Annotated in this window: 22 protein-coding genes; 9 read left to right on the top strand and 13 right to left on the bottom strand. The window is 74.3% G+C overall.

The window, feature by feature from the left end; translation table 11 throughout:
• Nucleotides 1–11: 11 nt before the first annotated feature.
• The 3 genes from ACGFIA_RS17055 (at nt 12) to ctaD (ending at nt 3,443) form a co-directional block, all read left to right on the top strand.
• Complete coding sequence (locus ACGFIA_RS17055; RefSeq protein WP_357384289.1) at nt 12–464, top strand: DUF4383 domain-containing protein; 453 nt, start codon at nt 12–14, stop codon at nt 462–464.
• A gap of 155 nt (nt 465–619) precedes the next feature.
• Nucleotides 620–1,351 carry an ATP-binding protein gene (locus ACGFIA_RS17050; protein ID WP_357384169.1) on the top strand — a complete coding sequence of 244 codons (732 nt, stop codon included), beginning with the start codon at nt 620–622 and terminating at the stop codon, nt 1,349–1,351.
• 88 nt (nt 1,352–1,439) lie between these two features.
• Nucleotides 1,440–3,443: a cytochrome c oxidase subunit I gene (gene ctaD, locus ACGFIA_RS17045; RefSeq protein ID WP_357384167.1), complete on the top strand. Its 2,004-nt coding sequence runs from the start codon at nt 1,440–1,442 to the stop codon at nt 3,441–3,443.
• A 104-nt stretch (nt 3,444–3,547) separates the two neighbouring features.
• On the opposite strand, the gene ACGFIA_RS17040 is transcribed toward ctaD, so the two are convergent.
• Both ACGFIA_RS17040 and ACGFIA_RS17035 read right to left on the bottom strand, forming a co-directional pair.
• On the bottom strand, nt 3,548–4,681 hold the full coding sequence (locus ACGFIA_RS17040) for a SigB/SigF/SigG family RNA polymerase sigma factor (protein WP_357384165.1): 1,134 nt from the start codon (nt 4,679–4,681) through the stop codon (nt 3,548–3,550).
• A gap of 244 nt (nt 4,682–4,925) precedes the next feature.
• Nucleotides 4,926–6,335, bottom strand: a complete 1,410-nt coding sequence (locus ACGFIA_RS17035) for a hypothetical protein (RefSeq protein ID WP_357473891.1) — start codon at nt 6,333–6,335, stop codon at nt 4,926–4,928.
• A gap of 188 nt (nt 6,336–6,523) precedes the next feature.
• Between ACGFIA_RS17035 and ACGFIA_RS17030 the strand changes: the two genes are divergently transcribed.
• Nucleotides 6,524–6,748, top strand: coding sequence for a CDGSH iron-sulfur domain-containing protein (locus ACGFIA_RS17030; protein ID WP_357473894.1), 225 nt, complete (start codon nt 6,524–6,526; stop codon nt 6,746–6,748).
• Between the two features lie 84 nt (nt 6,749–6,832).
• Here the strand turns inward: ACGFIA_RS17030 and ACGFIA_RS17025 are convergent, their stop codons facing one another.
• The 3 genes from ACGFIA_RS17025 to ACGFIA_RS17015 are packed head-to-tail and all read right to left on the bottom strand — an operon-like array spanning nt 6,833 to nt 10,796.
• Nucleotides 6,833–7,879, bottom strand: coding sequence for an iron-containing redox enzyme family protein (locus ACGFIA_RS17025; RefSeq protein ID WP_393260774.1), 1,047 nt, complete (start codon nt 7,877–7,879; stop codon nt 6,833–6,835).
• A gap of 51 nt (nt 7,880–7,930) precedes the next feature.
• Entirely contained in the window at nt 7,931–9,679 is a 1,749-nt protein-coding gene (locus ACGFIA_RS17020) for a thiamine pyrophosphate-binding protein (RefSeq protein WP_357384157.1), read from the bottom strand.
• Nucleotides 9,672–10,796, bottom strand: coding sequence for a Vms1/Ankzf1 family peptidyl-tRNA hydrolase (locus ACGFIA_RS17015; protein ID WP_393260770.1), 1,125 nt, complete (start codon nt 10,794–10,796; stop codon nt 9,672–9,674). The genes ACGFIA_RS17020 and ACGFIA_RS17015 overlap by 8 nt, the downstream gene beginning before the upstream one ends.
• 151 nt (nt 10,797–10,947) lie before the next feature.
• Here ACGFIA_RS17015 and ACGFIA_RS17010 point away from each other — a divergent pair, with 151 nt between their 5' ends.
• Complete coding sequence (locus tag ACGFIA_RS17010; RefSeq protein WP_393260768.1) at nt 10,948–11,487, top strand: hypothetical protein; 540 nt, start codon at nt 10,948–10,950, stop codon at nt 11,485–11,487.
• A gap of 97 nt (nt 11,488–11,584) precedes the next feature.
• Here the strand turns inward: ACGFIA_RS17010 and ACGFIA_RS17005 are convergent, their stop codons facing one another.
• A complete protein-coding gene (locus tag ACGFIA_RS17005; protein WP_357384153.1) occupies nt 11,585–11,926 on the bottom strand; it encodes a DUF3817 domain-containing protein in 342 nt (113 codons plus the stop codon).
• Between the two features lie 185 nt (nt 11,927–12,111).
• On the opposite strand from ACGFIA_RS17005, the gene ACGFIA_RS17000 reads away from it, so the two are divergent.
• Nucleotides 12,112–13,590, top strand: coding sequence for a glutamate--cysteine ligase (locus ACGFIA_RS17000; protein ID WP_357384151.1), 1,479 nt, complete (start codon nt 12,112–12,114; stop codon nt 13,588–13,590).
• 12 nt (nt 13,591–13,602) lie between these two features.
• On the opposite strand, the gene bla is transcribed toward ACGFIA_RS17000, so the two are convergent.
• The 4 genes from bla to ACGFIA_RS16980 all read right to left on the bottom strand — a co-directional run bounded on the left by bla (nt 13,603) and on the right by ACGFIA_RS16980 (nt 16,116).
• Nucleotides 13,603–14,523, bottom strand: a complete 921-nt coding sequence (bla, locus tag ACGFIA_RS16995; RefSeq protein WP_357473909.1) for a class A beta-lactamase — start codon at nt 14,521–14,523, stop codon at nt 13,603–13,605.
• 76 nt (nt 14,524–14,599) lie between these two features.
• A complete protein-coding gene (locus ACGFIA_RS16990) occupies nt 14,600–15,157 on the bottom strand; it encodes a dihydrofolate reductase family protein (protein WP_357384147.1) in 558 nt (185 codons plus the stop codon).
• A 15-nt stretch (nt 15,158–15,172) separates the two neighbouring features.
• Nucleotides 15,173–15,778 (bottom strand): DUF6518 family protein, encoded by a 606-nt coding sequence (locus tag ACGFIA_RS16985; protein WP_357384145.1) that lies wholly within the window; start codon nt 15,776–15,778, stop codon nt 15,173–15,175.
• A 47-nt stretch (nt 15,779–15,825) separates the two neighbouring features.
• A complete protein-coding gene (locus ACGFIA_RS16980) occupies nt 15,826–16,116 on the bottom strand; it encodes a helix-turn-helix transcriptional regulator (protein ID WP_357384143.1) in 291 nt (96 codons plus the stop codon).
• 66 nt (nt 16,117–16,182) lie between these two features.
• Here ACGFIA_RS16980 and map point away from each other — a divergent pair, with 66 nt between their 5' ends.
• Complete coding sequence (gene map, locus ACGFIA_RS16975) at nt 16,183–16,956, top strand: type I methionyl aminopeptidase (protein WP_357473912.1); 774 nt, start codon at nt 16,183–16,185, stop codon at nt 16,954–16,956.
• 138 nt (nt 16,957–17,094) lie between these two features.
• Here map and ACGFIA_RS16970 read toward each other — a convergent pair whose 3' ends face one another.
• Complete coding sequence (locus ACGFIA_RS16970; protein ID WP_357384139.1) at nt 17,095–17,742, bottom strand: maleylpyruvate isomerase family mycothiol-dependent enzyme; 648 nt, start codon at nt 17,740–17,742, stop codon at nt 17,095–17,097.
• A 147-nt stretch (nt 17,743–17,889) separates the two neighbouring features.
• Between ACGFIA_RS16970 and ACGFIA_RS16965 the strand changes: the two genes are divergently transcribed.
• Both ACGFIA_RS16965 and ACGFIA_RS16960 read left to right on the top strand, forming a co-directional pair.
• Nucleotides 17,890–18,510: a hemolysin gene (locus ACGFIA_RS16965; protein ID WP_357384137.1), complete on the top strand. Its 621-nt coding sequence runs from the start codon at nt 17,890–17,892 to the stop codon at nt 18,508–18,510.
• Nucleotides 18,511–18,633: 123 nt separating this feature from the next.
• Complete coding sequence (locus ACGFIA_RS16960; protein ID WP_393260761.1) at nt 18,634–21,459, top strand: BTAD domain-containing putative transcriptional regulator; 2,826 nt, start codon at nt 18,634–18,636, stop codon at nt 21,457–21,459.
• A 4-nt stretch (nt 21,460–21,463) separates the two neighbouring features.
• Here ACGFIA_RS16960 and treZ read toward each other — a convergent pair whose 3' ends face one another.
• Nucleotides 21,464–23,197, bottom strand: a complete 1,734-nt coding sequence (gene treZ, locus ACGFIA_RS16955; protein WP_357384133.1) for a malto-oligosyltrehalose trehalohydrolase — start codon at nt 23,195–23,197, stop codon at nt 21,464–21,466.
• Nucleotides 23,194–25,494 (bottom strand): malto-oligosyltrehalose synthase, encoded by a 2,301-nt coding sequence (treY, locus tag ACGFIA_RS16950; protein ID WP_393260758.1) that lies wholly within the window; start codon nt 25,492–25,494, stop codon nt 23,194–23,196. Before treY ends, treZ begins: the two co-directional genes overlap by 4 nt.
• Nucleotides 25,495–25,496: the final 2 nt, after the last annotated feature.

The following is a 25,496-nucleotide window of genomic DNA, read 5'->3' as shown; positions in this document are numbered from 1 at the left end:
TGACGAACTCGATGGCGCACTCCCGGGCGCGGCGCAACCCGGCCGACGGGCGGGCGCCGGTACGCCGGATCGCCTCCGGGTTCGCCGTGCTCCTGCTGCTGCTCGGCGCGCTGGGCTTCGTGCCGGGCATCACCGGCGACTTCGCGGATCTGCGCTTCGCCGGGCCGGGTTCCGGCGCCCGGCTGTTCGGGGTGTTCCAGGTCTCGGCCGTGCACAACCTGGTGCACCTGGTGCTCGGCGCGGCCGGGCTGGTGCTGGCCCGCACGGTGGCCGGGGCCCGCGCGTTCCTGGTCGGCGCCGGGGCGGTCTATCTGGCGCTGTGGCTCTACGGGCTGGCCGTCGACCGCCGCGACGCGGCGAACGCGCTCGCGGTCAACCGCGCCGACTCGTGGCTGCACCTGCTGCTGGGCGCCGCCATGCTGGCGCTGGGGCTGTTCGCGGCACGCCGTGGGGACCGTCACTGACCTGCCCACCGGCGGCCCCGGACGCCCGGTTTCGCCGGTCCGGGGCCCGGGTACGTCCGTAGTCCTCCGGCTGCGGGACGGCGGCGACCGACCCCGACCGGGCGGCCCTCCCCGGCGAGGGCGACCCTCCCCGACGAGATGGAAACGAGGCGGCGATGGTGACCCGGATCAGGTGCGAGGTCCGCGACGAGTCGCCGGTCACTGTCGTACGGCTGGCCGGAGCGCTCGACCTGACCACGATGCGCGCGGTCCACGAGGTGCTGGACCGCTGCCTCGCGGCGCAGCCGGACGCCCTCGTGGTCGACCTGGAGGAGATCGAGGTCGGCGAACCGCTGGCGCTGTCCGTCTTCGCCGCCGCGGCGCGGCGGGCCGCGGACTGGCCGGCGGTGCCGATGGTGCTCGCCGCTCCCTGCGCCGAGACGGCGGCCTGGCTGGCTGAGACCACCGCCTGCCGGGTCGTGCCGGTCCGCCGGGACTGCGCCGAGGCGACCGCGCTGGCCGGCGCGGCGGCGGCGCCCCGGCTGCGGGTCCGGCTGGAGCCGGTCACCGGCGCCTGCCGGCGCGCCCGGGAACTGGTCACCGAGGCGTGCGGCAGGTGGAACGTGCCCGAGCTGGCCGGTCCGGCCTCGCTGGTGCTCAGCGAGCTGGTCGGCAACGTGGTGCGACACGCCGGCACGCCGATGCAGGTGACGCTGACGCTGCGCCGGCCGTACCTGCGGGTCGCGGTGATGGACGGCAACCCCGCCGACGCCCGCGCGGCGACCAGCCGTGACCCGCGCGCCGAGGGGGGCCGCGGGCTGATGCTGGTGCGGGAGCTGACCCAGCGCTGGGGCAGCACCCCGGTCGGCGCCGGCAAGGTCGTCTGGGCCATGCTCCCGGCTAATTGACCGAATTCTCCGCTCTCGCCTGGTTACATGGGCAAAGGGCCGGGTACGCCCGCCCGTCCTGTCTGTCGTCACCACGGGGTGAGATGCCATGCCCAAGCGGGTAGTCACGGAACCGGCACGAGACCGAGGGCCCGCGATCCTGGCGCCGGCCCGGTTCGGGGGGTTCCCCGGACCGACGCGGGAGGCGGTGAAGGGCAACGCGCTGTGGCGTCTGCTGCGCACCACCGACGCCAAGCAGATCGGCATGCTCTACCTGATGACGTCGTTCGCCTACTTCATCGTCGGCGGCGTCCTGGCGTTGATCATCCGGGCGGAGCTGGCCCGGCCGGGGATGCAGATCGTCTCCCCCGAGCAGTACAACCAGATGTTCACCATGCACGGCACGGTGATGCTGCTGCTGTTCGCCACCCCGCTGTTCTTCGGGTTCGCCAACTACCTGGTGCCGCTGCAGATCGGCGCCGCCGACGTGGCGTTCCCCCGGCTGAACGCGTTCGCGTACTGGCTCTACTTCCTCGGCGCGCTGATGGTCGTGGGCGGGTTCGCCACCCCGGCCGGCGCGGCGGACTTCGGCTGGACCGCGTACACGCCGCTGAGCACCGCGCAGCACTCCCCCGGCGTCGGCGCCAACCTGTGGGTGGTCGGCCTGGCCGTGTCCGGTCTGGGCACGATCCTCGGCGCGGTCAACCTGATCACCACGATCGTGACGCTGCGCGCCCCCGGCATGACCATGTTCCGGATGCCGATCTTCACCTGGAACGCGCTGCTCACCAGCGTCCTGGTGATCTTCGTCTTCCCGCTGCTGGCCGCCGCGCTGATGGCGCTGGCCTCGGACCGGCTGCTGCACTCGCACGTGTTCGACTCGACGACCGGCGGGCCGATGCTCTGGCAGCACCTGTTCTGGTTCTTCGGCCACCCCGAGGTCTACATCATCGCGCTGCCGTTCTTCGGCATCATCACCGAGATCATCCCGGTGTTCTCCCGCAAGCCGATCTTCGGCTACACCGGCCTGGTGCTGGCGACCGTCGCCATCACCGTGCTGTCGATGACGGTCTGGGCGCACCACATGTTCGCCACCGGGCAGGTGCTGCTGCCGTTCTTCAGCATCCTGAGCTTCCTGATCGCGGTGCCCACGGGGGTGAAGTTCTTCAACTGGATCGGCACCATGTGGAAGGGCCAGATCACCTTCGAGACACCGATGCTGTTCGCCGTCGGCTTCCTGGTGACGTTCCTGCTCGGCGGCCTGACCGGGGTGCTGCTGGCCAGCCCGCCGGTGGACTGGCAGGTCACCGACAGCTACTTCGTGGTGGCGCACTTCCACTACGTGATGTTCGGGACCATCGTCTTCGCCGCGTTCGGTGGCCTCTATTTCTGGTTCCCGAAGATGACCGGGCGGCTGCTCGACGAGCGGCTGGGCAAGATGCACTTCTGGACCATGTTCATCGGCTTCCACGCCACCTTCCTGGTGCAGCACTGGCTGGGCAACGAGGGCATGCCCCGCCGCTACGCCGACTACCTGCCCGGCGACGGCTTCACCACGCTGAACACGATCTCCAGCATCGGCTCGTTCGTCCTCGGCGCGTCCACCCTGTTCGTGATCTGGAACATCTGGAAGTCGTGGCGGTACGGCGCGGTGGTCACCGTTGACGACCCGTGGGGCTTCGGCAACTCGCTGGAGTGGGCCACCAGCTGCCCGCCGCCGTTGCGCAACTTCGACCGGATGCCGCGCATCCGCTCCGAGCGGCCGGCGTTCGACCTCAAGTACGGCCCGCTCGTCTCCGACCTGGGCCGGGACCTGCCGCAGCGCACCACCAAGCCGCCGCAGACGTTCCGCGAGGAGCTGCACCACGAGCGGGACGTGCCGCAGGCGCCGTCGCTCGGCGGCGCGTACGGGGCGCCCGAGGCGGTGGACTACCAGCCGGCGCCGCAGTCCGGGGCCCGGCCGGTGGAGGTGCCGGAGCCGGAGGAGGTGCGCCGGCCCAGCTTCGAGGAGACCGACGAACCGGAGGGCAGCGCGCTCAACGCCGAACGCGGCGACCAGCCGGACGACAGGTGGCGGCACCCGCGCGGGCACGGGGACACGCCGGACAACTGAGGACACCGCCAGAGGGCCGGCGCCGCACGGCGCCGGCCCTCTGGTCGTACGCCTCGCGCCGGCTCCCGAGGCGGGAGGCCGGCGCGGTACGCGCGTGCGGCGGGTCAGTCGGCGGGCGGCAGTCCGGCCGCGACCAGGGAGCGGCGCACCGCCGGCTGCACCCGGGTCAGCCGCAGCGGCACACCGGTACGCGCGGCGGCGTCCCGGCCGGCCATCAGCGCGGCGATTCCACCGGCGTCGAAGCCACCGGCCCCGACCAGGTCGACCACCACCTCGCGCGGCTGCCCGGTGACCGCCTGGAGCACGGCCCGGCGCAACTGGTCCGCGCCGGCCCGGTCCACCTCGCCGCCGACCTCGACGACCACCCGGTCGCCGTTCTGCCTCACCGAGATCCGGGCCTTCGCCGGTTCGGCCTCGGCCGTGCCGTTCTGCCAGGGCGGCGGCGCGTCGGCGAGCATCGCCTGGCGCAGCCAGGTCAGCGCCCGCGACAGCAGCCGGGACACGTGCATCTGCGAGATGCCGAACCGGGCGGCGATCTCCGCCTGGGTCTGGTTGCCGTAGAAGCGCATCGCCAGGATGCGGCGCTCCCGCCAGGGCAGCCGGTGCAGCAGGCCGCTGACGGTGACCCGGTCGTCCACCGACTCCAGCGCGTGGTCGGACTCGCCGACCAGGTCGCCGAACTCGGCCGAGCTCTCCCCGCCCACCGGCGCGTTCAGCGACGCCGGGCTGTAGCCGGCGGCCGACTCCAGCGCGGCCAGGATCTCCTCCTCCGGCGTCTCCAGCCGGGCGGACAGCTCGGCCACCGTGGGAGCGCGGGACAGCTCGCTGGTCAGCGTCGCCGTCGCCTGTCCCACCTCGAGGATCAGGTCCCGCAGCCGGCGCGGCACGTGCACGCCCCAGGTGCGGTCGCGGAAGTGCCGTTTGATCTCGCCGACGATCGTGATGGCCGCGTACGCGGTGAACGAGCCGCGTTCCGGGTCGTACCTGTCGACGGCGTTGACGAGGCCGAGACGCGCCACCTGCTCCAGGTCCTCCAGCGGCTCGCCGCGTCCCCGGTAGCGGCGGGCGAGCCGGCCGGCGAACGGCAACGCGAACCGGACCAGGTCGTCCCGCGCCTCCTGCCGCCGCTCCGGTGGCAGCCCTTCGATCCGGGCCGCGTACGCGAGCGCCGCGGCGTCCAGGTCCTCCAGACCCCGGTCGGTGGTCGGTGGTGTGGGTGTGGTGGTCTGTCCGAACATCCGCGCCCCCTCGCCAAAGAGCCCCCGCCCGGTCGGAACCGGTCGTGCGCGTGGTCGGACCACGCTCCGGGTGAGGAAGTTGGGTTACGTGACGGATTACGTCGAGAGCGGCGGCTACCCGCCGCACGGCGTCGTGGGCCGTTTCGCGGCGAGCGGTCTTCCCGCTCCGTAGGTACTCAATCACGGACCGCAGGATCGCGAGGATGTTTCGCCAGGTTGGCCGGGCAGCCGCGCCCGGCGGTGGTCAGCAGACCAGCAGGCCCTGGTGGGCGCCCGCGTCACGCAGCACGGTGAGCGCCTCGGCCATCCGCAGCGGCGGCGGCACGGGCAGGTCGCAGGGCTGGTTGCGCAACACCTCCGTGGCACGTCGGGTGGGTACCGAGGCGACCGGGTAGCCCCGGGCGGCACCCCGGTCCACTGCCCGCCGACGCCGCCCGAAGCCGGCCACGGCCAGCCACTGGGGCAGTCCCGCGTACGCGGGCGAGCGCAGACCGGGCGGCTCGGGCAGCACGTCCACCGAGCTGAACGGCTCGCTGCCGGCCAGCCACCACTCGACGCCGGCGACCCGGCGCGCGGTGGCGTTCTCGCACCAGTAGGGCACCAGCCCGGCCCGCAGCACCTGCCCCGGGTCGAGCAGCCGGCCGCACTCCACCACCAGCCGGTCCCCGGTCTTGCCGGCCCGGCGCAGCCAGCGCCGGTACAGGTCGGCGGTCACCGCGCTGAGCGCGTCGGGCTGGGGCACGACCACCCGGTGCAGCGGATGCCCGTGCCGGTCGCCGAAGGAGCGGGCGTCGTTCTCGAAACCGGGCTCCACGCCGTGTTCGGCGAACGCGCCCGCCACCGTGACCTCCGGCGCGGTCCAGCGCGTCTCGTCCCCGCCGGCCGCGCGCAGCACCGCGCCGAGGGCGTGGGCGTCCGGGTGGAAGTCGACCGGGTCCAGGCCGCCGGCCGGGCAGCCGGACTGGAAGCTGTGCCCGTCGCCGCCGTCACGGACCGGCCAGGTCCGGGCGTCGTGCAGCAGCAGCACCGGAGCGGCCGGTTCCAGCCGGTCGGCCAGGAAGCGCGCGTACGCCTTCGGCAGCGTGCGCCAGCGCACCGCGAACGTGACCGCCGCGCCGGCCGCCGCGCCCCGGCTGGCCGGGCAGTGCACCTGGCGGACGTGCACGCGCGGGTTGCCGTCGAGCAGCCGGGCGGCGAGCGTGGCCCCGTGCGCGAGCGCGGCGTCCGGGCGGTCCACCGCCCCCCTGCTCCACTGCCCGGCCAGTTCGAATCCGGCCGGCAGCCAGGGCACGCCGAGCGCCACCGCGAGGTGGGCGGCGGCGCCGTGCGGCGAGCCGAGGACCACGCCGGGCCAGCGCCGGTCCGGGTACTGACCGGTGAACCACCCGGCCACCCGTTCGGCGTCCACGGCGGCGATCTGACCGGCGGTGAGCGCCGCCCGCCCGGCGGACCGGACGGCGGCGGCGCGGCGTACCGGCTCGGGCGCGCCGGTGAGGCGGGACAGCGCGCCCGGGTGGCCGAGGTCGGCGCAGTCGTCGCCGCGCAGCGCCCGGACGGTCGCGGCGACCAGGATCCGGGCGGCGCTACCGGCGGCCACCACCCGCTCCGCGGGCAGGCCGGCGCCGCTGACCCGTTCGACTCGTTCGCTCACCACGCGGCCCGGCTTCCCGTCCCTCTGGGGTCTAAACGGGGCATCTCCCCACGGGTCAGGACCAAGGCCCGCCCGGTAACGGCAGCGCCCGCCACACCCAGGTACGCCGTCGCGCCGCGTGCCCGCCGTCGCGGGCGCAACGGCGCTCGGGTGCGGGTTTGGGCCGGACGGGGACGGGCACTGCACCGCGCATGCCCGACGACGAGAGCACCCCGGCGGCGACCATCACCCCGTACCGGGACGGACCGCTGCTGGTACGCGGCGACTTCGCGCTGGTCACGCCCGAGGGCACGCCGATCGAGACGCGCCGGGGCACCGTGGCGCTGTGTCGATGTGGCAAGAGCGCGATCAAGCCGTTCTGCGACGGCACGCACAAGGTGACCGGTTTCCGGGCGGGCAGCGACCGCGAGCCCTGACCCCCACCCTCGCCGATCTTGCGCTTCGGGCCCCGGCAAATCTCCCGAACCGGGCACGCAGAGGGCCCGAAGTGCAAGATCGCGTCAGGCGGCGGCCACGGCGCGCTGGGGCGGGCGCAGGGACGACCCGCCGGCCGACCAGGCGGTCAGCGGGTGCGCGGCGAACAGGCCGTCCAGCGCCAGCGCGGCGGCGGCGCCGAACAGCACGTCGGACGCGAGCGCCGGCTCGGCCCGGACCAGCCCGCCGCACATGTCGTACGCGGCGATCTGCTCGTGCACGGCGTCGGCCTCGACGTGCTCGTCGTAGAAGCGCGTGGCGACCGCGTCGAAGCCGAGCCGGCGCAGTCCGTTGCCGTACCGGCGGTTCGGCAACGACGAGGTCATCTCGTACGCGGCCAGGTGCCCGAGCAGCGCCCCGCGCAGCCGCCGGTGCAGGCCGAACAGCGACATCAGGTTGTTCGTCGCCAGCGTCACCGCCGGTACCCGGTCCAGGTGGGCGGCGTAGCCGGTGTCCAGGCCGAGCCGGTCCATCGTGGTGCGGAACAGCTCGGCGTGCATCAGGTCCAGCCGGCCGTTGCCGTACTCGTCGGTCTGGATCTCCACCAGCGCCGCCTTCGCCGGCCCGCCGAGCCGGGGCAGCGCCCAGCTGTGCGGGTCGGCCTCGCGCAGGTGGTAGATCGAGCGGTGGACGACGAACTCGCGGAACCGGCCGAGGTCGGCCCGCCGTTGCAGCGTCGCGGCCAGCGGCGGCCCGTCGTCGGCGGCCACCAGGTCGGCCAGCGCGCCGGGCACGGCGGCCGGCAGCACCGCGGGCAGCGGGCCGGCCAGCTCGCGCAGCGCCGCCTCGAACGGCCGCTCGGCACGGGCGCGCAGCGCCAGCAGCGACGGCTCCCACTCCCACTCCTCGTCGACGCCGCAGAGCCCCCGGTAGTGCAGTTCGTAGCAGAGGAACAGGGTGAGCTGGAGATCCTCGTCGGTCAGCGGCGCGGCCACCGCCTCGAACCCGGCACCCAGCCCGGCCGGCAGCTCCCCCGGCGCCCCGCGCAGCGCGGTCAGCAGCGCGGCGGAGACCGGCCCGCGCGCCGCGGGCAGCGGCGCGGGGCCGTATCGGCTGACGGCGGCGACTGACATGTGACCTCCCGGGACGGTTGCGCCCGGTCGCAGTGCCCCGCCCCGATGCCGCTAAACGACTTCGTCGGCCGCGATGGCCTCGGTCTGGATCACCCGCTCCCGTACCCGGCGGGCGGCGTCCCCGTCGGCCACCAGGCCGCGCAGGTCGGCCAGCGCCGGTTCGGGCGCGTCCAGCGGCACGGCCGGATCCACCACCGCCTCCAGGACGGCGGGCCGGTCGGCCGCCAGCACCTCGTCCCAGGCGGCGCCGACCAGGTCGGGCCGGTCCACCCGTACGCCGTGCAGCCCGAGCAGGCGGGCCCACCCGGCGTACGGCACCTCGGGTCGCCGCTCTCCCGTTGACCGGCCGCCACCGACGCCGGACCGGTCCCTGTTGTTCAGCACCAGCACGATCAGCCGGGGGTCGCGCCACTGCGGCCAGTGGTGCGCCACCGTGATCAGCTCGGCCAGGCCGTTGAGCTGCATCGCGCCGTCGCCGAGCAGGGCGAACACCGGCTCGTCCGGGCGGGCCAGCTTGGCCGCTACCGCGTACGGCAGCGCGCAGCCCATCGAGCCGAGCGTGCCGCACAGCCGGGCCTGCACCCCCGGTGGCAGTTCCAGGTGCCGGGCGTACCAGTAGACGACCGAGCCGACGTCGACCGCGACACCGGCGCGCCGGGGCAGCCGGGCGGACAGCTCGCGGAGCACGAGCCGCGGGTCGACCGGGTCGGCGGGCGAGGCGGCGCGTTCGGCGGCGGCTCCCCGCCACCGGTCCACCATCTTCTCCACCGTGCCGCGCCACTCGCGGCCGGGATGCTCCGGCACCCGGGCCAGCAGCGCCCGCAGCGTCTCGGCGGCGTCGCCGACCAGCGGCACGTCCACCGGGTAGCGGGTGCCGATGCGCCGGCCGTCGATGTCGATCTGGATGGTGCGTACCTGGCCGGGCATCGGGAACCAGTCGGTCCACGGATCGTTGGTGCCGATCATCAGCAGTGTGTCGCAGGCGCCCATGAGCTGCGCGGCGGCGGTGGTGCCGACCTCGCCCAGCACGCCGGTGTGGAACGGCAGCCGCTCGTCGAGCACCGGCTTGCCCAGCAGCGACGTGGCCACGCCCGCGCCGAGCCGGTCGGCGAGCGCGACGATCTCCCCGGCCGCGCCGTGCGCGCCCTGCCCGACCAGCATCGCCACCCGCTGCCCGTTGCCGAGCAGCGAGGCGGCGGCGTCCAGGTCGGCGTCGTGCGGCATGACCCGGGCCAGCGGCTCGCCGGGCGTCGCGGTGACCACCCCGGCGGCCTGCGGCAGCAGGTCCGGCACGGCGGTGACCTGCAACGCCCGCGGCAGCACCACGCAGGTCGGGCTGCGGGTCGCCACTGCGGTACGGAACGCCTGGTCCAGCAGCGCCGGCACCTGTTCGGGCCGGCGGCCGTAGCGGACGAACTGGTTGCACACGTCGCCGAAGAGCCGGCTCAGCCCGATCTCCTCGTGCGCGCCGCCGAGCGGACCGGTGACGTCCTCGCCGACGATCGCGACCACCGGCTTGCTGTCGAGCTTCGCGTCGTAGAGGCCGTTGAGCAGGTGCACCGCGCTGGGCCCCTGGGTGGCCAGGCAGACCCCGACGCCGCCGGTGAACTTCGCGTGCCCGGTGGCCATGTACGAGGCGGTCTCCTCGTGCCGGGCGGGGACGAACGCCGGATCCCCGCCCGCGTCGTCGAGCGCGCCCACGAGCGGGGCGACCGCCGCGCCCGGACAGCCGAACACCCGCGGTACCCGCCAGGCCCGCAGGCGTTCGACCACCAGGTCGGCGACGATCCGCTCAGCCATTGCCGCGCCCCGGCGTGCCCGCGTCGACGTAGCGCAGCACCGCGCCGACCCCGTCGGTCAGGTCCGGCGCCTCCTCCGGCGCGAGCACTGTCAGGTCCGCGTCGGTGCCGATCAGCGCGCGCAGCAGCGCCGCGTCGGCGCGTACCCGCTGGGGGTCGGCCACCGACATGTCGGCCAGCTGCGCCCGGTCGGTGGCGATCTCGGTCGGCTCGGGGCCCACCCACAGCTCGCCGTCGGCCGACGCGTCGTCCACGATGAGCATGGTGTCGACCTGGTTGCGTTGCAGCGCGGAGACCACGGCGTCCAGGCCGGCGCCGACGTCCTCCTGAACGCCGAAACGGTCCAGCGCGGCGGTGACGCGCCGGTCGGCGACCTCGGCGACGGTCTGCACCGTGATGTCGTCCATCAGCGTGTCGTCAGCGCCCACGTCGCGGGCGCCGGCGTCGGTGCGGACCAGCACGTCCTGCCACCGCGCGGGCAGCTGGGCGGCGATCATGCCGGTGGCCCGGACGTCCCCGGCCACCACGACGACGTCGGCACCGACCCGCTCGGCCAGGTCGGCGGTGGCCGCGGCGGCGTCACCGGCGTTCTGGTGCCACGCCTCCATGGCGGCACGCTGGTAGCGGGACTGCGACCAGCCGCCCGGCTGCACCCGGCGCAGCTGGCGGCTCTGCCCGCCCCGCACCTGGGCCCGCCGGGGCACCCCGCCGGCGCTGACCGCCATCGCGTCCGCGCCGGTACGGTCGGCCAGCACCCGCACCCAGGCCACCTGCTCGCCGCGCTGGGCCACCAGCGGCATGGTGTGCGGCAGCGCCGACCAGCTGGCCAGGTCGCGCAGCGGTGGCGCGGACAGGTACTCGGTGAGCACCACGCGACCCCGGCTGGCGAACACGGCTATGCCGTAGTCGCCGGGCATCGGCTGGTGCCGGCGGACGACCTCCTCCACCGCCTCGACGGTGAGCGGGTCGGCGCCCTGCCCCAGCAGGTCGCCCTTGAGGGCCCGCCAGCGCAGGTCGACCTGCGCTCGCGCGTCCTGGGTGTCGCGGGAGGCGTCCATGTAGACCGAGCACCACGGCCCGGGACGGTCGTAGAGCGGGCGCAGGAAGGACAGCTGCATGCTCGACCCCTTTCCGGCTCGGCCGCACGCATACCCGCGCCCCGGCGGAGTTCACCTGCCGGCGGCCCGGGCGTGACCGCTGTTCATTCACGTCGTTCAACCCGAAGGATCGATACCATCTGTGCACGCAACGGGACTCTCGGTGGTGAACATGGGCACGGAGCTGTACGACCGACGCGTCGTCCACCCGACGGAACGCGTCGTCACCGGGCGTCTGGTCCGGTTGCTGGAGGGCTATGCCCGGGAGGTCCGGGTCGGGCAGCCCGTGCTGGTCGCGGTACTCACCGCCGCGGGAGTGGTGGGGCTGCTGCTGAAGGTGGTGCGCGCGTTGCTCAGCAGTGGCGGCGGCGGGGCCCGGCGCAGCTTCAAGGACCTGAAGAAGGGGCCGGAGTTCCTGGTCACCCCGGTCCGGGTACGCGACACCACCGGCCGGCTCGTCGAGGTCGAGCTGCACGGCCACCTGCCGCAGAGCGCGCTGCACCCGGGCGACCACGTCCAGCTCACGCTGCGGGGGCAGCGCGACGAGGACCTGCCGCCGCGGATCGAGCGGATCGTCAACCTGACCACCGGGCAACTGCTGACCCCGCGTACGGCCACGCTCTGGTCGCACCTGGGGCCGGCGCTGCTGCTGCAGGCGACGCTGGGTGCCGTGCTGCTGTTCGGCGTGGCCGCCTGCTCGGCGCTCACGTAGGGCGTGTCGCGGCACACGGTGATCCGCCCGGAGCTCGCCGCCTCCCTCACCGAGGAGCCTGTCGCGCGCAGCGACCGGCGCGGGTGAGCGGCCGCGCTCAGCGACCGGCGGGAGTGAGCGGCCGCTCGGCCGCGGCGGGCGTGTCGAGCAGACCCCGGCGCTGCGCCCAGCGCTCGAACAGCACTGTGGCGAACGGCGGCACGGCGGCGGCCAGGGCCAGCCCGGTCTGCACAAGGGTCCAGCGGCGCCGGCGGGCCACCAGGAGCGTCAGCAGCCCGTAGAGCACGAACAGCCCGCCGTGGATCGGCCCGAAGATCTTGACGCCGATCTCGTTTCCGGGCGGGCCGTACTTGACCGCCATGCCGGCCAGCAGCGCCGCCCAGGAGCACGCCTCGGCGAACGCCACCACCACGAACGCCCGGGTCCACCCGTCGCGCATCAGCCACTCCCCTTCGCCGTCGGCCGCCCATGCTAGCCGCCCGGACCGGTCCGTCCGGACGCAACCCGGGCCGCCGCGACGGGGGTCACCGGGGCCGACACGGGGTACAGAAAGGCCCCCGGGCCTTTCCTGACCCGCCGCTCCGTGCGAGGTTGGGAAGAACCAACTGTGACAGGGTGGTGACCATGGGCGAGGACGTCGGCGTGCGGACCTTCAGCCGGGAGGATCGGGCCCGCTACCGCGAGAAGGTCCGGCGGTGCCTGGACGTGTTCGCCGAGATGTTGCGCGAGTCCCGGTTCGACGTGGAGCGGCCGATGACCGGCGTGGAGATCGAGCTGAATCTGGTCGACGACGGCTTCGACCCGGCCATGCGCAACGCCGACGTGCTGGAGGCGATCGCCGACCCGGCGTTCCAGACCGAGCTGGGCCAGTTCAACGTGGAGATCAACGTCGAGCCGCGACGGCTGGCCGGCACCGGCACCGCCGCGTTCGAGGAGCACGTGCGGGCCAGCCTGAACGCCGCCGAGTCCAAGGCCCGCACGGTCGGCGCGCACATGGTGATGATCGGGATCCTGCCGACGTTGCGTCCCGAGCACCTGACCGCCGAGACGCTGTCGGCGAACCCCCGGTACGCGCTGCTCAACGAGCAGATCTTCGCCGCCCGCGGGGAGGACCTGCCGATCGCGATCAGCGGGGTCGAGCGGCTGGCCACCACCGCCGACACGATCACGCCGGAGGCGGCGTGCACCAGCACCCAGTTCCACCTCCAGGTCAGCCCGGCGCAGTTCGCCGACTACTGGAACTCGGCCCAGGCGATAGCCGGCATCCAGGTGGCGCTCGGCGCGAACTCCCCGCTGTTCTTCGGCCGGGAGCTGTGGCGCGAGACCCGGGTGCCGTTGTTCCAGCAGGCCACCGACACCCGGGCGGAGGAGATCAAGGCCCAGGGCGTACGCCCGCGGGTGTGGTTCGGCGAGCGCTGGATCACCTCGGTGTTCGACCTGTTCGAGGAGAACGTGCGCTACTTCCCGGCGCTGCTGCCGGTCTGCGACCCGGAGGACCCGGCGGCCACGCTGCACAGCGGCGGGGTGCCGAAGCTGGCCGAGCTGCGCCTGCACAACGGCACCGTCTACCGGTGGAACCGCCCGGTGTACGACGCGCCCAAGGGCCGGCCGCACCTGCGGGTGGAGAACCGCGTGCTGCCGGCCGGGCCGACCGTGCTGGACACGGTCGCCAACGGCGCGTTCTACTTCGGCCTGGTACGGGCGCTCGCCGAGGCCGACCGTCCGCTGTGGTCGCAGATGTCCTTCAGCGCGGCCGAGGAGAACTTCCACGCCTGCGCCCGGCACGGCATCGACGCGCAGGTGTTCTGGCCCGGGCTGGGCTACCTGCCGGTGACCGAGCTGGTGCTGCGCCGGCTGCTGCCGCTGGCCCATCTGGGACTGGACCGGTGGGGCCTGGACCCGGCGGAACGGGACCGGCTGCTCGGCATCGTCGAGCAGCGCTGCCTGACCGGCCGCAACGGCGCGACGTGGCAGGTGGAGACGCTGCACCGGCTGGAGTCGGCCGACCACATGGACCGGCCGGCGGCCCTGCGCGAGGTGGTCCGCCACTACGTCGACCTGATGCACAGCAACCGGCCGGTGCACGAGTGGCCGATCCCCTGACCGGGCGGGAGGTCAGCGCAGCGCCGTCACTGCCGCCTTCGCGGCCTCGGCGACCACTGCGTCGTCGGGCTTCGCGTCGCGGCCGTCCCGGCTCGACAGGACGGCCAGCACGATCGGCGCCCGGCCGGGCGGCCAGATCACGGCGATGTCGTTGCGGGTGCCGTACCCGCCGGTGCCGGACTTGTCCGCCACCTGCCAGCCGTCCGGCACGCCGGCCCGGACCAGGCCACTCCCGGTGGTGCTGGCCCGCATCCAGCCCAGCAGCAGGTCGCGGTCCGCGGGCCGCAGGGCGTCACCCAGCGTGTACGCGCGCAGCGAACCGGCCAGCGCGCGGGGCGTGCTGGTGTCGCGCTCGTCGCCCGGTGTGGCCGCGTTCAGCTCCGGCTCGGTGCGGGCGGGCCGGGTGACCCGGTCGCCCACGTCGCGGAGCGCCCGCGCGAAGCCGTCCGGACCGCCGAGCGCGTCGAACAGCAGGTTGCCGGCGGTGTTGTCGCTGTACCGCACCGCCGCCTCGGCGGCGTCCCGCAGCGTGATCCCGGTGTCCACGTGCCGTTCGGTCACCGGCGAGTGCGCCACCAGGTCGGCGCGCCGGTAGCGGACCACCCGGTCCCGCTCGGCGTCGGACGTGGCGGCGAGCATCGCACCCGCCGCGAGCGCCTTGCAGGTCGACGCGTACGCGAACCGCTCGTCGGCGCGGTGCGCCAGGGTGCGGCCGGTGCCGGTGTCGACGGCGTAGACGCCGATCCGGGCGCCGGAGCGCCGTTCCAGGGCCGCCAGTTCCGGCGGCGCGGGCACCGGCGAGGGGCTCTGCGTCGCCGAGGTGGTCGATGCGGCCGACGCGGTGGTCCGGGGCGCGGGGGCGGGCCGGTCCGTCGTGCAGCCGGCCGCCAGAGCCGTCGTGAGCACCGCCGCGATCGCCTGCCGTCGCCTCATCGGCCTCTCCCCCGGCCGGGCGTCGTCGTCACCGGTCGCGGCCGATGGCGAGCTGACGGCGACGGACTCCGGTGGGTCAGCACGCGCGGCGGTAGTGCATGGCCACCACGCCGCTGCGGAACGGCTGCGCCGAGAGCAGTTCGAGCCGGCGTGTGCCGGGCAGCCCGTCCTCGTACAGCGTCGGGCCGTGACCGGCGATCCGGGGATGGATGAGCAGCCTGTACTCGTCGATCAGGTCCAGCCGGTCGAGCTCGGCCGCGAGCCCGCCGCTTCCGAGAAGGACGCCGGCCGGGGTCGCGTCCTTCAGCTTCCGCACCCCTTCGCGCAGGTCGCCGGCGATGTGGTGGCTGTTGGCCCACGGGAAGTCCGTGCGCGTCGCCGACACCACGACTTTGGGTTTGGCCTCCAGCTTGGCCGCCCACTCACGCATCGCCGGCGCCGCCTCCCGGTCGCCGCGGGCGACGGCCGGCCAGTAGGCCTCCATCAACTCGTAGGTGACGCGACCCCACAGCACCGCCCCGCACTCGTCCATGAGGCGGGTGAAATAGGCGTGCGACTCGTCGTCGACGACCCCCTCCCGGTGGTCGACGCAACCGTCCAGTGTGAGGTTGAGGCTGAAGACGAGCGATCCCATGGCCTGCGAGTCTAGTCAGCCGGCGACGACGGTGAACGTGAGCGCGCCGAGCGCGGCCAGCGGGAGCGCCGTGGCGGCGGCCAGCAGCCGCACCCGGGCGGACCGGCCGATCAGCACCACCAGCAACGCGGCGAGTCCGAGGTCGATCGCCACGTTCCACCAGGCTCCGGGATAGGACCCGGACTTCAGCGCGAACCGCAGCGCCTCCTCGACGAACACTGCCACCGGCAGCGCGACACCCACGACGCGCCGCCACCCGTCGGTCCGCGCCCAGATCCCGGCGACACCGAACACCACGCCCGCCACCACGCCGAAAGCCATCCAGACGAACGAGGTGAGCGCCCAGATCATCGCGAGGTCGTCGCCCTGGAGCAGCGTCGCCGCCAGGTAGTAGCTGGGCACCGCGACGATCAGCAGGATGCTGGCGGCGACGGCGGCGCGTACCGCGCCCGACCGGATCCACCAGCCCAGCGCGAACGCGGCCACGGCCCAGGTGGCTGTGGAGTTGCCGAGTTCGGCGAACGGGTACGGCACCCACTTGATCCAGACGAAGTCCAGGAAGCCGAGCAGGAATCCGGCGACGGGGACGACGAGGGTGACGGCGCGACGCGAGGGTGGCATGCCGGGAGCATACATACTCGGTATGCTCCCCCGTCGACGGGGCGGCCCTACGAGGCCAGCCGCCGCTCGGACGGCGCGAGACGCACCGCGGCGTCGGATCGGTTGATCTCGGACCACACCTCGTCGAGGGAGAGACCGAGGACGTCGGCGATGGCCGCGATGGTGGGGAACGCGGGCGTGGCGACCCGGCCGGACTCGATCTTCCGGAGCGTCTCCGGCGACACGCCGGCGTCGAGCGCGGTGAGCAGCATCGAGCGCTCCCCACGGGCACGGCGCAGGAGCGCGCCCAGACGCTGCCCGCGCTCGACCTCGGCGGGGGTGAGGGGCAACCGGACCATGCCAGGATTCTAATACCGGGATAACATGACCGGGATACTTATTGGTCGCGCGAGGAAGGCGCCCGCATGATCGAGATCCTGAGCCCCACCGACGTACGGCGGGCGCGGGACACCGGCGCCCTGGTCGCCCACATCCTGCGGACGCTGCGTAGCCGCACCACCGTCGGCACGAACCTGCTCGACATCGACAGGCAGGCACAGCGCATGATCACCGAGGCCGGGGCGCAGTCCTGCTACGTCGACTACGAGCCGTCGTTCGGGCGCGGACCGTTCGGCCACTACATCTGCACCTCGGTGAACGACGCGGTGCTGCACGGGCTGCCGCACGACTACGCGCTCGCCGACGGCGACCTGCTCAGCCTCGACCTGGCCGTCTCGCTGGGCGGGGTGGTGGCCGACTCCGCGATCAGCTTCCTCGTCGGCGAGGCCCGGCCCGCGGAGAGCGTCGCGCTGATCGACGCCACCGAGCGGGCGCTGCGCGCCGGGATCGCCGCGGCCCGTCCCGGCGCGCGCGTCGGCGACCTCTCGTACGCCATCGGCTCGGTCCTCACCGAAGCCGGCTACTCGGTCAACACCGAGTTCGGCGGTCACGGTGTCGGCTCGACCATGCACCAGGACCCGCACGTGTCGAACACCGGCCGGCCCGGGCGCGGCTACCCGCTGCGCCCCGGGCTGCTGCTGGCGCTGGAACCGTGGGTGATGGCGGACACCGCCACGCTGGTCACCGACGCCGACGGGTGGACGCTGCGCAGCGCGACCGGCTGCCGCACCGCGCACAGCGAGCACACCATCGCCATCACCGACGACGGCGCGGAGATCCTGACACTGCCGAGGTCGTGACCCGGGCCGCCGACGCCCTGGCACCCTGCCCGCGCCGATCGGTCTCGCCCGCGGTGATCGGGATCCGCCGCGCCGACCGGACCCGCCGCAAGCACCCGACCGGCGGCTCTCCCGCGTTCCCGACGCCGCCGGCCGTCGTCAGGCAGGCGTGCAGCGTTCCCGCAGCGTCTGCACGCCCGGCCCGGTGAGGTCGTCGCAATAGGCGGCCCGCCCGGCCATCGCCATCGTCAGCGCGAGGGTGGTGCCGCTGACCAACGGACCGGTGCCGGCGGTGAACGGCCCGTCGGTCGCCTCCACCCGCAGGCCGTCGATGGCGCTGCGACCGTTCACTGTGAAGTCCCGCCCGGCGTAGAACCGGGCGACCGGCGTGACCGCCTCGACCGAGGGCGTCCCTGCCAGGCCGAGCGGACGCCGGATGTCCTGGGCGTGCACGACCACCTCACCGAGCCACGCCTCGGTCGGGCCGAACGTCGACGTGGTGCTGCCGATGATCCGGCGGAACCGGTCGAGCGTCTCCCCCGGGCCGGCGCCCCGGTGCTCGGCCAGCCGGCGGTCGTTGTGCAGGTCGAAGTCGAACCGGGCGCCGACCACGCTGGCGACCCAGCGGGCGCGGCCGACACTCGCCGCCGCGGTCAGGTGCGCGACCACCTCCTGCACCGTCCACCGGCCGCACAGCGAGCGCCGCGCCCACTGAGCCGCGTCGAGTCCGGCGAGGTCGTCGGCGAGTGCGGCGCGCTCGGCGTGCGCGAGCGCCCACAGCTCACGGCGGGTCAGCGTGTCGGACATGAAGCCTCCAGGGTCGGGTCGTCAGAGATGGAACCACGCCCCCCGGACGAACTCACCGCTCCCCGCCCCGGTTGCACGTTTGCTGCACGTCCGCTGAACGCTCGCCGGTGACGCTTCTCGTACACAACAACCGCAAGGAGAAGCGTCATGTCACACAATCACCTCTTCACCCCGCGTACCGTCGCTTCGGTGATCGGGGCGCTCGGCCTGGCCGCCGCGGGCCTGGCCGGCGGCGCCACCCCGGCGTCGGCGGCCTATGTGGTCCCCGCCGACTGCGGCCCGTACTCCGGGGCGCCCGTGCCGGCCGGGTACACCACGGTGTACGTCGTCGCCGGAGGGCGCTACGTCAGCCCCAACACCAACGGCCCGGAGTTCATCATCGGCACGACCCTTCGCGACGTCATCGTCGGAAGCGTCTACGACGACATCATCTGCGGCCTCGCCGGCAACGACGACATCAAGGCCAACACCGGCGACGACATCGTCTACGGCGGGCTGAACGGCGACGACATCTGGGGCGACCTGGGTGACGACAACCTCCACGGCGACGGCGGCGCCGACACCATCCACGGGGACCGGTTCATCGGGCCCAGCGCCCTGGACGGCAACGACCGCGTGGACGGCGGCAGCAACGACGACCACCTCTTCGGCGACAAGGGCGGGGACACCCTGGTCGGCGGTCCCGGCGTGGACGACGGTGACGGCGGCCCGGACGTGGTGTTCGACGACTGCCGGCCCAGTGTGGAAATCGTGGTCAACTGCCCGTGATCCCGTCGGCACGGCGGTGCGCGGGGCTCGGAGAACGGGCCCCGCGCACCGTCGCGCCCCCGCCTGTCGGATCGTCGTCAAGCCCGGTCCGACCATGACCGCACGCGGCTACCGTGACAGCCCGTGGCGGTGGAGTTCCGGGTGCTCGGCGACCTGGACGTCCGGGTCGACGGCCGGACGGTCCGGATCGGTCACGCCCGTCAGCAGTGCGTCCTCGCCGCTCTTCTGGTCGAGCCCAACCGTGTCGTCCCGACCGGACAGCTCATCAACCGGGTCTGGGGCGACGAGGTGCCGGACGGGGCCGCCGCCACGCTGCGTGGTTACCTGTCCCGGCTGCGGCAGGCGCTGGCCGGCGCCGACGAGGTCCGTATCGTCCGGCGCCATCCCGGCTACCTGCTCGCCGTCGATCCGGACCGCGTCGATCTGCACCGCTTCCGCGCGCTGACCGAGCGGGCCCGGCGCGCCGCGGACGACGCCACGGCGATCGGCTGCCTGGAGCGGGCGCTGGGGCTCTGGCGCGGCGACGCGTTCGACGGGCTGACCACGCCGTGGCTGACGGCCTACCGGCAGACCCTCGACCGGCAGCGGCTCGCGGCCGCGCTGGACCGCAACGACATCGCGCTGCGCCGGGGCGCGCACGCCCGCCTTCTCCCCGACCTGCTGGATCTGAGCGGCCGGCACCCGTGGGACGAGCGCCTCGCGGCGCAGGCGATGCTCGCGTTGTACCGGTGCGGGCGGCAGGCGGACGCCCTCGAACACTTCCACCGGCTGCGCCGCCGGCTGGCCGCCGAGATCGGCGCCGACCCCAGCCCGCCGCTGGCACAGCTCTACCAGCAGATCCTCACCGCCGACACGGCGGTCGCACCGCCGGAGCCGGCGGGCGGCGAAGAACCGAGCGCGACGGCCACCGGCCCGACCGGCACGGCACGGGGTGGGGGCACCGTGCCCCGGCAGCTACCCGCGTCACCAGGCGTCTTCGCCGGCCGGACCGCCCAGCTCGCGCGCCTCGACGAACAACTCGGCGACGCGGGACGCCCGGACGGCGCCGCGCCCCCGGTGGTGATCTCGTCCATCGGTGGCGGCGGTGGTGTCGGCAAGACCTGGCTCGCCCTGCGGTGGGCGCACGCCAACGCCGATCGCTTCCCCGACGGGCAGCTCTACGTCAACCTGCGCGGCTTCGACCCGACCTCGGACCCGGTGGGGTGGCCGGTCGCGGTGCGCGGCTTCCTCGAGGCGCTCGGCGTCGAGCCGGCGCGTGTCCCGGCCGATCCGGAGGCCCGGGCGTCGCTGTACCGCACGCTCGTCGCCGGCCGCCGGCTGCTGGTGGTCCTCGACGACGCCCGCGACGCCGCCACGGTGATCCCGCTGCTGCCCGGCACCCCCACGAGCGCGGTCCTGGTGACCAGCCGACGGCAGCTGGCCGGTCTCGTCACCACCCACGGCGCGCGACCGCTGCCGCTGGACGTGCTGCCCGACGACGAGGCCCGCGAGCTGATCGTCCGGCAGGTGGGCGCCACGCGGGTGGCGGGACAGCCGGACGCCGTCGCGGACATCCTGCGGTTCTGCGGGGGTCTGCCCCTGGCGCTCGGGATCGTGGCGGCCCGCGCCGCACTCAACCCCGAACTGGCCCTGTCGTCCGTCGCGGCCGAGCTGACCACAGCGGTCAGCCCGCTGGACGTGCTGGCCGGCGACGAGGTGACGACGAACCTGCGGGTGGTGCTGTCCCGATCGCTGGCGGCGCTCACCCCGGCTGCGGCCGAGGTGTTCGCGCTGCTCGGCCTCGCCCCGGGCCCGGACATCGGCCGGGCCGCGGCGGCCAGCCTGACCGCCCGTACGCCCGACGAGCTGCGCCGGCCGCTGCGCGAACTGCTCGACGCGCACCTGGTGCAGGAACACGTCGCCGGCCGGTACCGCATGCACGACCTGGTCCGGAGCTTCGCGGTCGAGCGGGCGAGAGGCGACCCGGCCGGTTCCCGGTCCGCGTTGCGCCGGCTGGTCGACCACCACCTGCACACCGCGCACGCGGCCGCGCTGTTGCTGTCCCCGCAGCGCGATCCGCTGACCCTGGCCCCCGCCGCGCCGGGGGTGACCGCCGAACGGCTCGACGACCTGGCGGCGGCGCTGGCCTGGTTCACCGGCGAACATCAGGTGCTCCTCGCGACCATCGAGTACGCCGCCGGCGCCGGCCTCGACGTCGCCACCGGTCAGCTCTCGTGGACCCTGGCGACCTACTTCGACAGGCAGGGCCACTGGCACGACTGGGCCGCGGTGGCCCGCCGGGCGGTCGAGTCGACCCGGCGGTCCGGCGACCGCCCGGCCCAGGCCCAGGCGCACCGGCTCCTGGCCGGGGCCTGCTCCAACCTCGGCCGGTACGCCGAGGCGCAGCGCAACCTGCTCGCCGCGCTGGATCTGTTCGCCGCGCTGGGCGACGACGAGGGGCGGGCGCACACCCACTTCGACCTCAGCATGCTGCACGACCGGCAGCGGCAGCCCCGGGAGGCCCTGCCGCACGCGCGGCGAAGTCTCGCCCTCTACGAACGGGTCGGCAGCCCGCTCAAGCAGGCGGTCGCGCTCAACGCGATCGGCTGGTACCACTCGCAGCTCGGCGAGCACCACGACGCGATCACCTTCTGCCGCCGCGCGCTCGCCCTGTCCGAGCAGGCAGGGAGCGCGTACGGGCAGGCGAACACGTGGGACAGCATCGGCTTCGCCCACCACCACCTGGGCGAGTACGAGCACGCCGTGGACTGCTACCAGCAGGCCCTCGCCCTGTTCGCCGAGATCGGTGACCGGCACGCCGAAGGCATCGTGCTGGACCACCTCGGCGACACATGGGCCGCGGCCGGGCGGGCGGACGCGGCCCGGGACGCCTGGCGGCGGTCACTCGCGCTGTACGAGGAGCTCGGTCACGCCGACGCCGAGGCGGTACGGCGCAAACTTCACCGGTGAGCGGTCAGAGCGCCGCGATGGCTGCCGACTCGGGCGGCAGCTCGATGCCGTCGCGCATCACCGTGACGCCCTCGGAGGTGGTGAGCAGCACGCGGCGTACCACACCGGGCAGGTTGATCCGCTGCGCCCGGTCGGCCAGGTTCGCCACCACGAGCGTGTCGCCGCGCCGCATCACCAGGAACCGGTCGCCGTGACGGACGTCGACCCGGTCCAGCCGGGGGTCGGACAGGTCGGCCCGGGAGCGGCGCAGCGCGATCAGCCGCCGGTAGAGGTCGTACGTCTCGCGGTGTTCGGGCTTGTCCAGCTCGGCCCAGTCCAGCCGGGACCGCAGGAACGTCTGCGGGTCCTGCGGGTCGGGCACGTCGTCGGTGGCCCAGCCGTGGTCGGCGAACTCCCGCCGGCGGCCGGTGGCGACCGCCGCGGCCAGTTCCGGCTCGGGATGGCTGGTGAAGAACTGCCACGGCGTGGCGGCGGCCCACTCCTCCCCCATGAACAGCATCGGCGTGAACGGCGCGGTCATCAGCAGCGTCGCGCCGACGCGCAGCAGGCCGGGCGAGAGCGTGGCGGAGATCCGGTCGCCGGTGGCCCGGTTGCCGATCTGGTCGTGGTTCTGCAGGTACGCCACGAAGCGGTGGCCGGGCGTGCGCTGCCTGTCGACCGGGCGGCCGTGACTGCGGCCCCGGAAGCTGGACCAGGTGCCGGCGTGGAAGAACCCGCCGGTCAGCACGTCGGTGAGGCATTCCAGGGAGCCGAAGTCGCCGTAGTAGCCCTGCCGCTCGCCGGTGAGCAGCGTGTGCAGCGCGTGGTGGGCGTCGTCGTTCCACTGGGCGTGCAGGCCGTACCCACCCGCCTCGCGGGGCGTGATCAGGCGCGGGTCGTTGAGGTCGCTCTCGGCGATCAGCGACAGCGGCCGGCCCAGGTGCGCCGACAGCGCCTCGACCTCGGCGGCGACCTCCTCCAGCCAGTGCACGGCCCGGCCGTCCGGCATGGCGTGCACGGCGTCCAGCCGCAGCCCGTCGACGTGGTAGTCGCGCAGCCAGCCCAGCACGCTGTCGGCGATGTAGCGGCGTACCCCGTCGGAGTGCGGGCCGTCCAGGTTGACGGTGCGGCCCCAGGTGTTGCTCTGCTCGGTGAGGTACGGCGCGAATCGCGGCGCGTAGGCCCCGGAGGGCCCGAAATGGTTGTAGACGACGTCGAGGATCACCCCCAGGCCCTTGGCGTGGGCGGCGTCGACGAACCGTTTCAGGCCGTCCGGGCCGCCGTACGGCTCGTGCGGGGCGTACCAGCAGACGCCGTCGTAACCCCAGTTGTACTCGCCGTTGAACGCGTTGACGGGCAGCAGCTCGACCATGTCCACGCCGAGGTCGACCAGGTGGTCGAGCTTCGCGATCGCCCCGTCGAACGTGCCCTGGAGGGTGAACGTGCCGATGTGCAGCTCGTACAGCACGCTGCCGGGCAGTTGCCGGCCGGTCCAGCCGGCGTCGGTCCAGGCGAACGCGGCGTGGTCGTAGAGCCGGCTGGGCCCGTGCACCCCGGCCGGCTGCCAGGCCGAGCGGGGGTCGGGCAGGGCCTGCTCGTCGTCGTCGAGCAGGAACGCGTAGTCGGTGCCCGGCCCGGCGTCGGGCACCTCGGCCCGCCACCAGCCGTCCGGCCCCTGACGCATCTCGTGGTCGGCGACGCCGGGCAGGCGCAGCCGCATCCGGGTGGCCTCGGGCGCCCATACCGTGAACTCGGTCATGCGGCGGCCTCCACAGAGTCGGTGGGTGCGAGGAGGGCGACGGGGTAGGTGCTCAGCAGATCATCCAGGAGCAGCTCAGAACCACTGTAGACCCGTCCGGTGAACAAGTCGGTGCACTCGTGAACGGGAAGTGACACCGCCGTGTCCCGCCAGCCGCCGGAGCGGGCCAGCCGCAGCGGCAGCCGGGTCGCCACCGCCACCGCGCCGCCCCTGTCGAAGGCCACCGCGTGCGCGGCGGCCGGGCCGCGCGCCGGCACCGGCCGGTAGCCGCCGAACAGGTCCGGGCGGTCTCGGCGCAACCGCAGCGTCCGGGACACCACGAGCAGCTTGGCCGCGCCGTCGGCGGCCACCGCGGGCCGCCAGCCGGCGTCGAGCCGGGCCAGCAGGTCCCGGCGTACGGCGAAGTCGACCGGCCGCCTGTTGTCCGGATCGACGAGCGAGTTCTCCCACAGTTCGGTGCCCTGGTAGACGTCCGGCACGCCGGGCATGGCGAGCTGCACCAGCTTCTGCCCGAGCGCGTTCGACCAGCCGGGCGGGGTGATCTCGGCGGCGAACGCGGTGATCTGCGCGTGCAGTTCCGGGTCGTCGTACATCCGGTCGACCAGGGCGTGCAGCTCGTGCTCGAAGGTCGGGTCCGGATCGGCCCAGCTCGTGGCGACCGACGCCTCCCGGGCGGCCTTCTCGGCGTACCCGTGCAGCCGGTCCCGTTCGATCGGCCACGCCCCGACGGCGGTCTGCCAGAGCAGGTGGGCCAGCGCGGGGTCGGCCAGCGGCGCCCGGGACATCCAGTCGGCGACCCGCTCGGCCCAGCGGCCGGGCAGCTCGGACAGCACCGCGAGGCGGGCGCGGACGTCCTCGCCGCGTTTGGTGTCGTGGGTGGAGAGCGCGGTCATGCTCGCCGGCCAGCGCACGTGCCGGGCGGCGGCGAAGCGGTGCAGCTCGGTCGCTGGCACGCCGAAGTGGGCCGGGCTGCCGCCGACCTCGTTGAGGGCGACGAACCGGCTCCACCTGTAGTAGGCGGTGTCCTCCACGCCCTTGGCCATCACCGCGCCGGTGAGCTGCGGGAACCGGGCGGCCAGCTCGTGTCCGGGGTCGCGTAGCCGGGCGGTGACCGCGTCCAGCACGCCGGTCAGGTCGGGACGGCGGCGGCCTGCCTCGCTGCGGGCGGCGGCCAGGTGCCGGGCGCCGGAGGGCGGGTAGCCGCGGTAGACCGGGAAGCACGCGGCCAGTTCGGCCAGGGCGGCGCGGACCTGCTCGCCGGGCACCTCGGGCACGAGCGCGGCCAGCCGGGTCAGCTCGGCGGCGAGCAGCCGGGTGACGGCCTCCAGCTTGGTGGCGTGCGTCAGGTCCTCCCACGAGGTGTGCCGCCCGGTGAGGCGGCCGTCCAGCGCGGTGAAGTCGGCCTCGGCGTCCGGGTCGACGAACAACCCGGACACGGCGGCCAGCGCGTCGTAGCCGGTGGTGCCGTCGACCGGCCAGTCCGGGAGGTCCTCGCCGTACTCCAGGATCTTCTCCACCACCAGCCAGCTCCCGGGCGCGGCGGCGCGCAACCGGGCGAGGTAGCCGGCCGGGTCGCGCAGCCCGTCCGGGTGGTCGACGCGGATGCCGTCGACCTCCCCGGCGTCGACCCAGCGCAGGATCTCCGCGTGGGTGGCGTCGAACACCTCCGGGTCCTCCACCCGCAGGCCGGCCAGGTCGGACACGGCGAAGAACCGGCGGTACGTCAGTTCGGCGTCGCCGCGCCGCCAGTTCACCAGCTCGTAGTGCTGCCGGTCGTGCACCTGGCGGGGCGTGCCGTCGCCGGTGCCGTCGGCGACCGGGAAGCGGTGCTCGTGGTAGCGCAGCTCCCCGCCGACGAGTTTGAGGTCGTCGAGCGCGTCGGCGGTGTCGGCGAGCACCGGCAGCAGCAGCCGCCCGCGGTCCCAGTCGATGTCGAACCAGCGCGCGTACGCCGAGTCGCGTCCCCGCCGCAGCACGTCCCACCAGGCCGGGTTGGCCTCCGGCCGGGCCACCCCGGCGTGGTTGGGCACGATGTCCACGACCAGGCCCAGCCCGGCCGCGCGCAGCGCCCGGACCAGCCGCGCCCGCGCGGCCTCGCCGCCCAGCTGCGGGTTGACCGCGCGGTGGTCGACCACGTCGTAGCCGTGCGTGGAGCCAGGGGTGGCGGTGAGCAGGGGCGCGGTGTAGAGGTGGGTGACGCCGAGCGCGGCGAGGTAGCCCGTCAGCTCGGCGGTGGTGTCCAGGTCGAAGCCGGGCCGCACCTGGACCCGGTAGGTCGAGCGAGGGGTGTCGGGCATCG

This window comes from Micromonospora sp. NPDC049203 (assembly GCF_043197215.1).
Classification (GTDB): Bacteria; Actinomycetota; Actinomycetes; order Mycobacteriales; family Micromonosporaceae; genus Micromonospora.
This window is presented reverse-complemented; position numbering and strand designations above follow the sequence as displayed.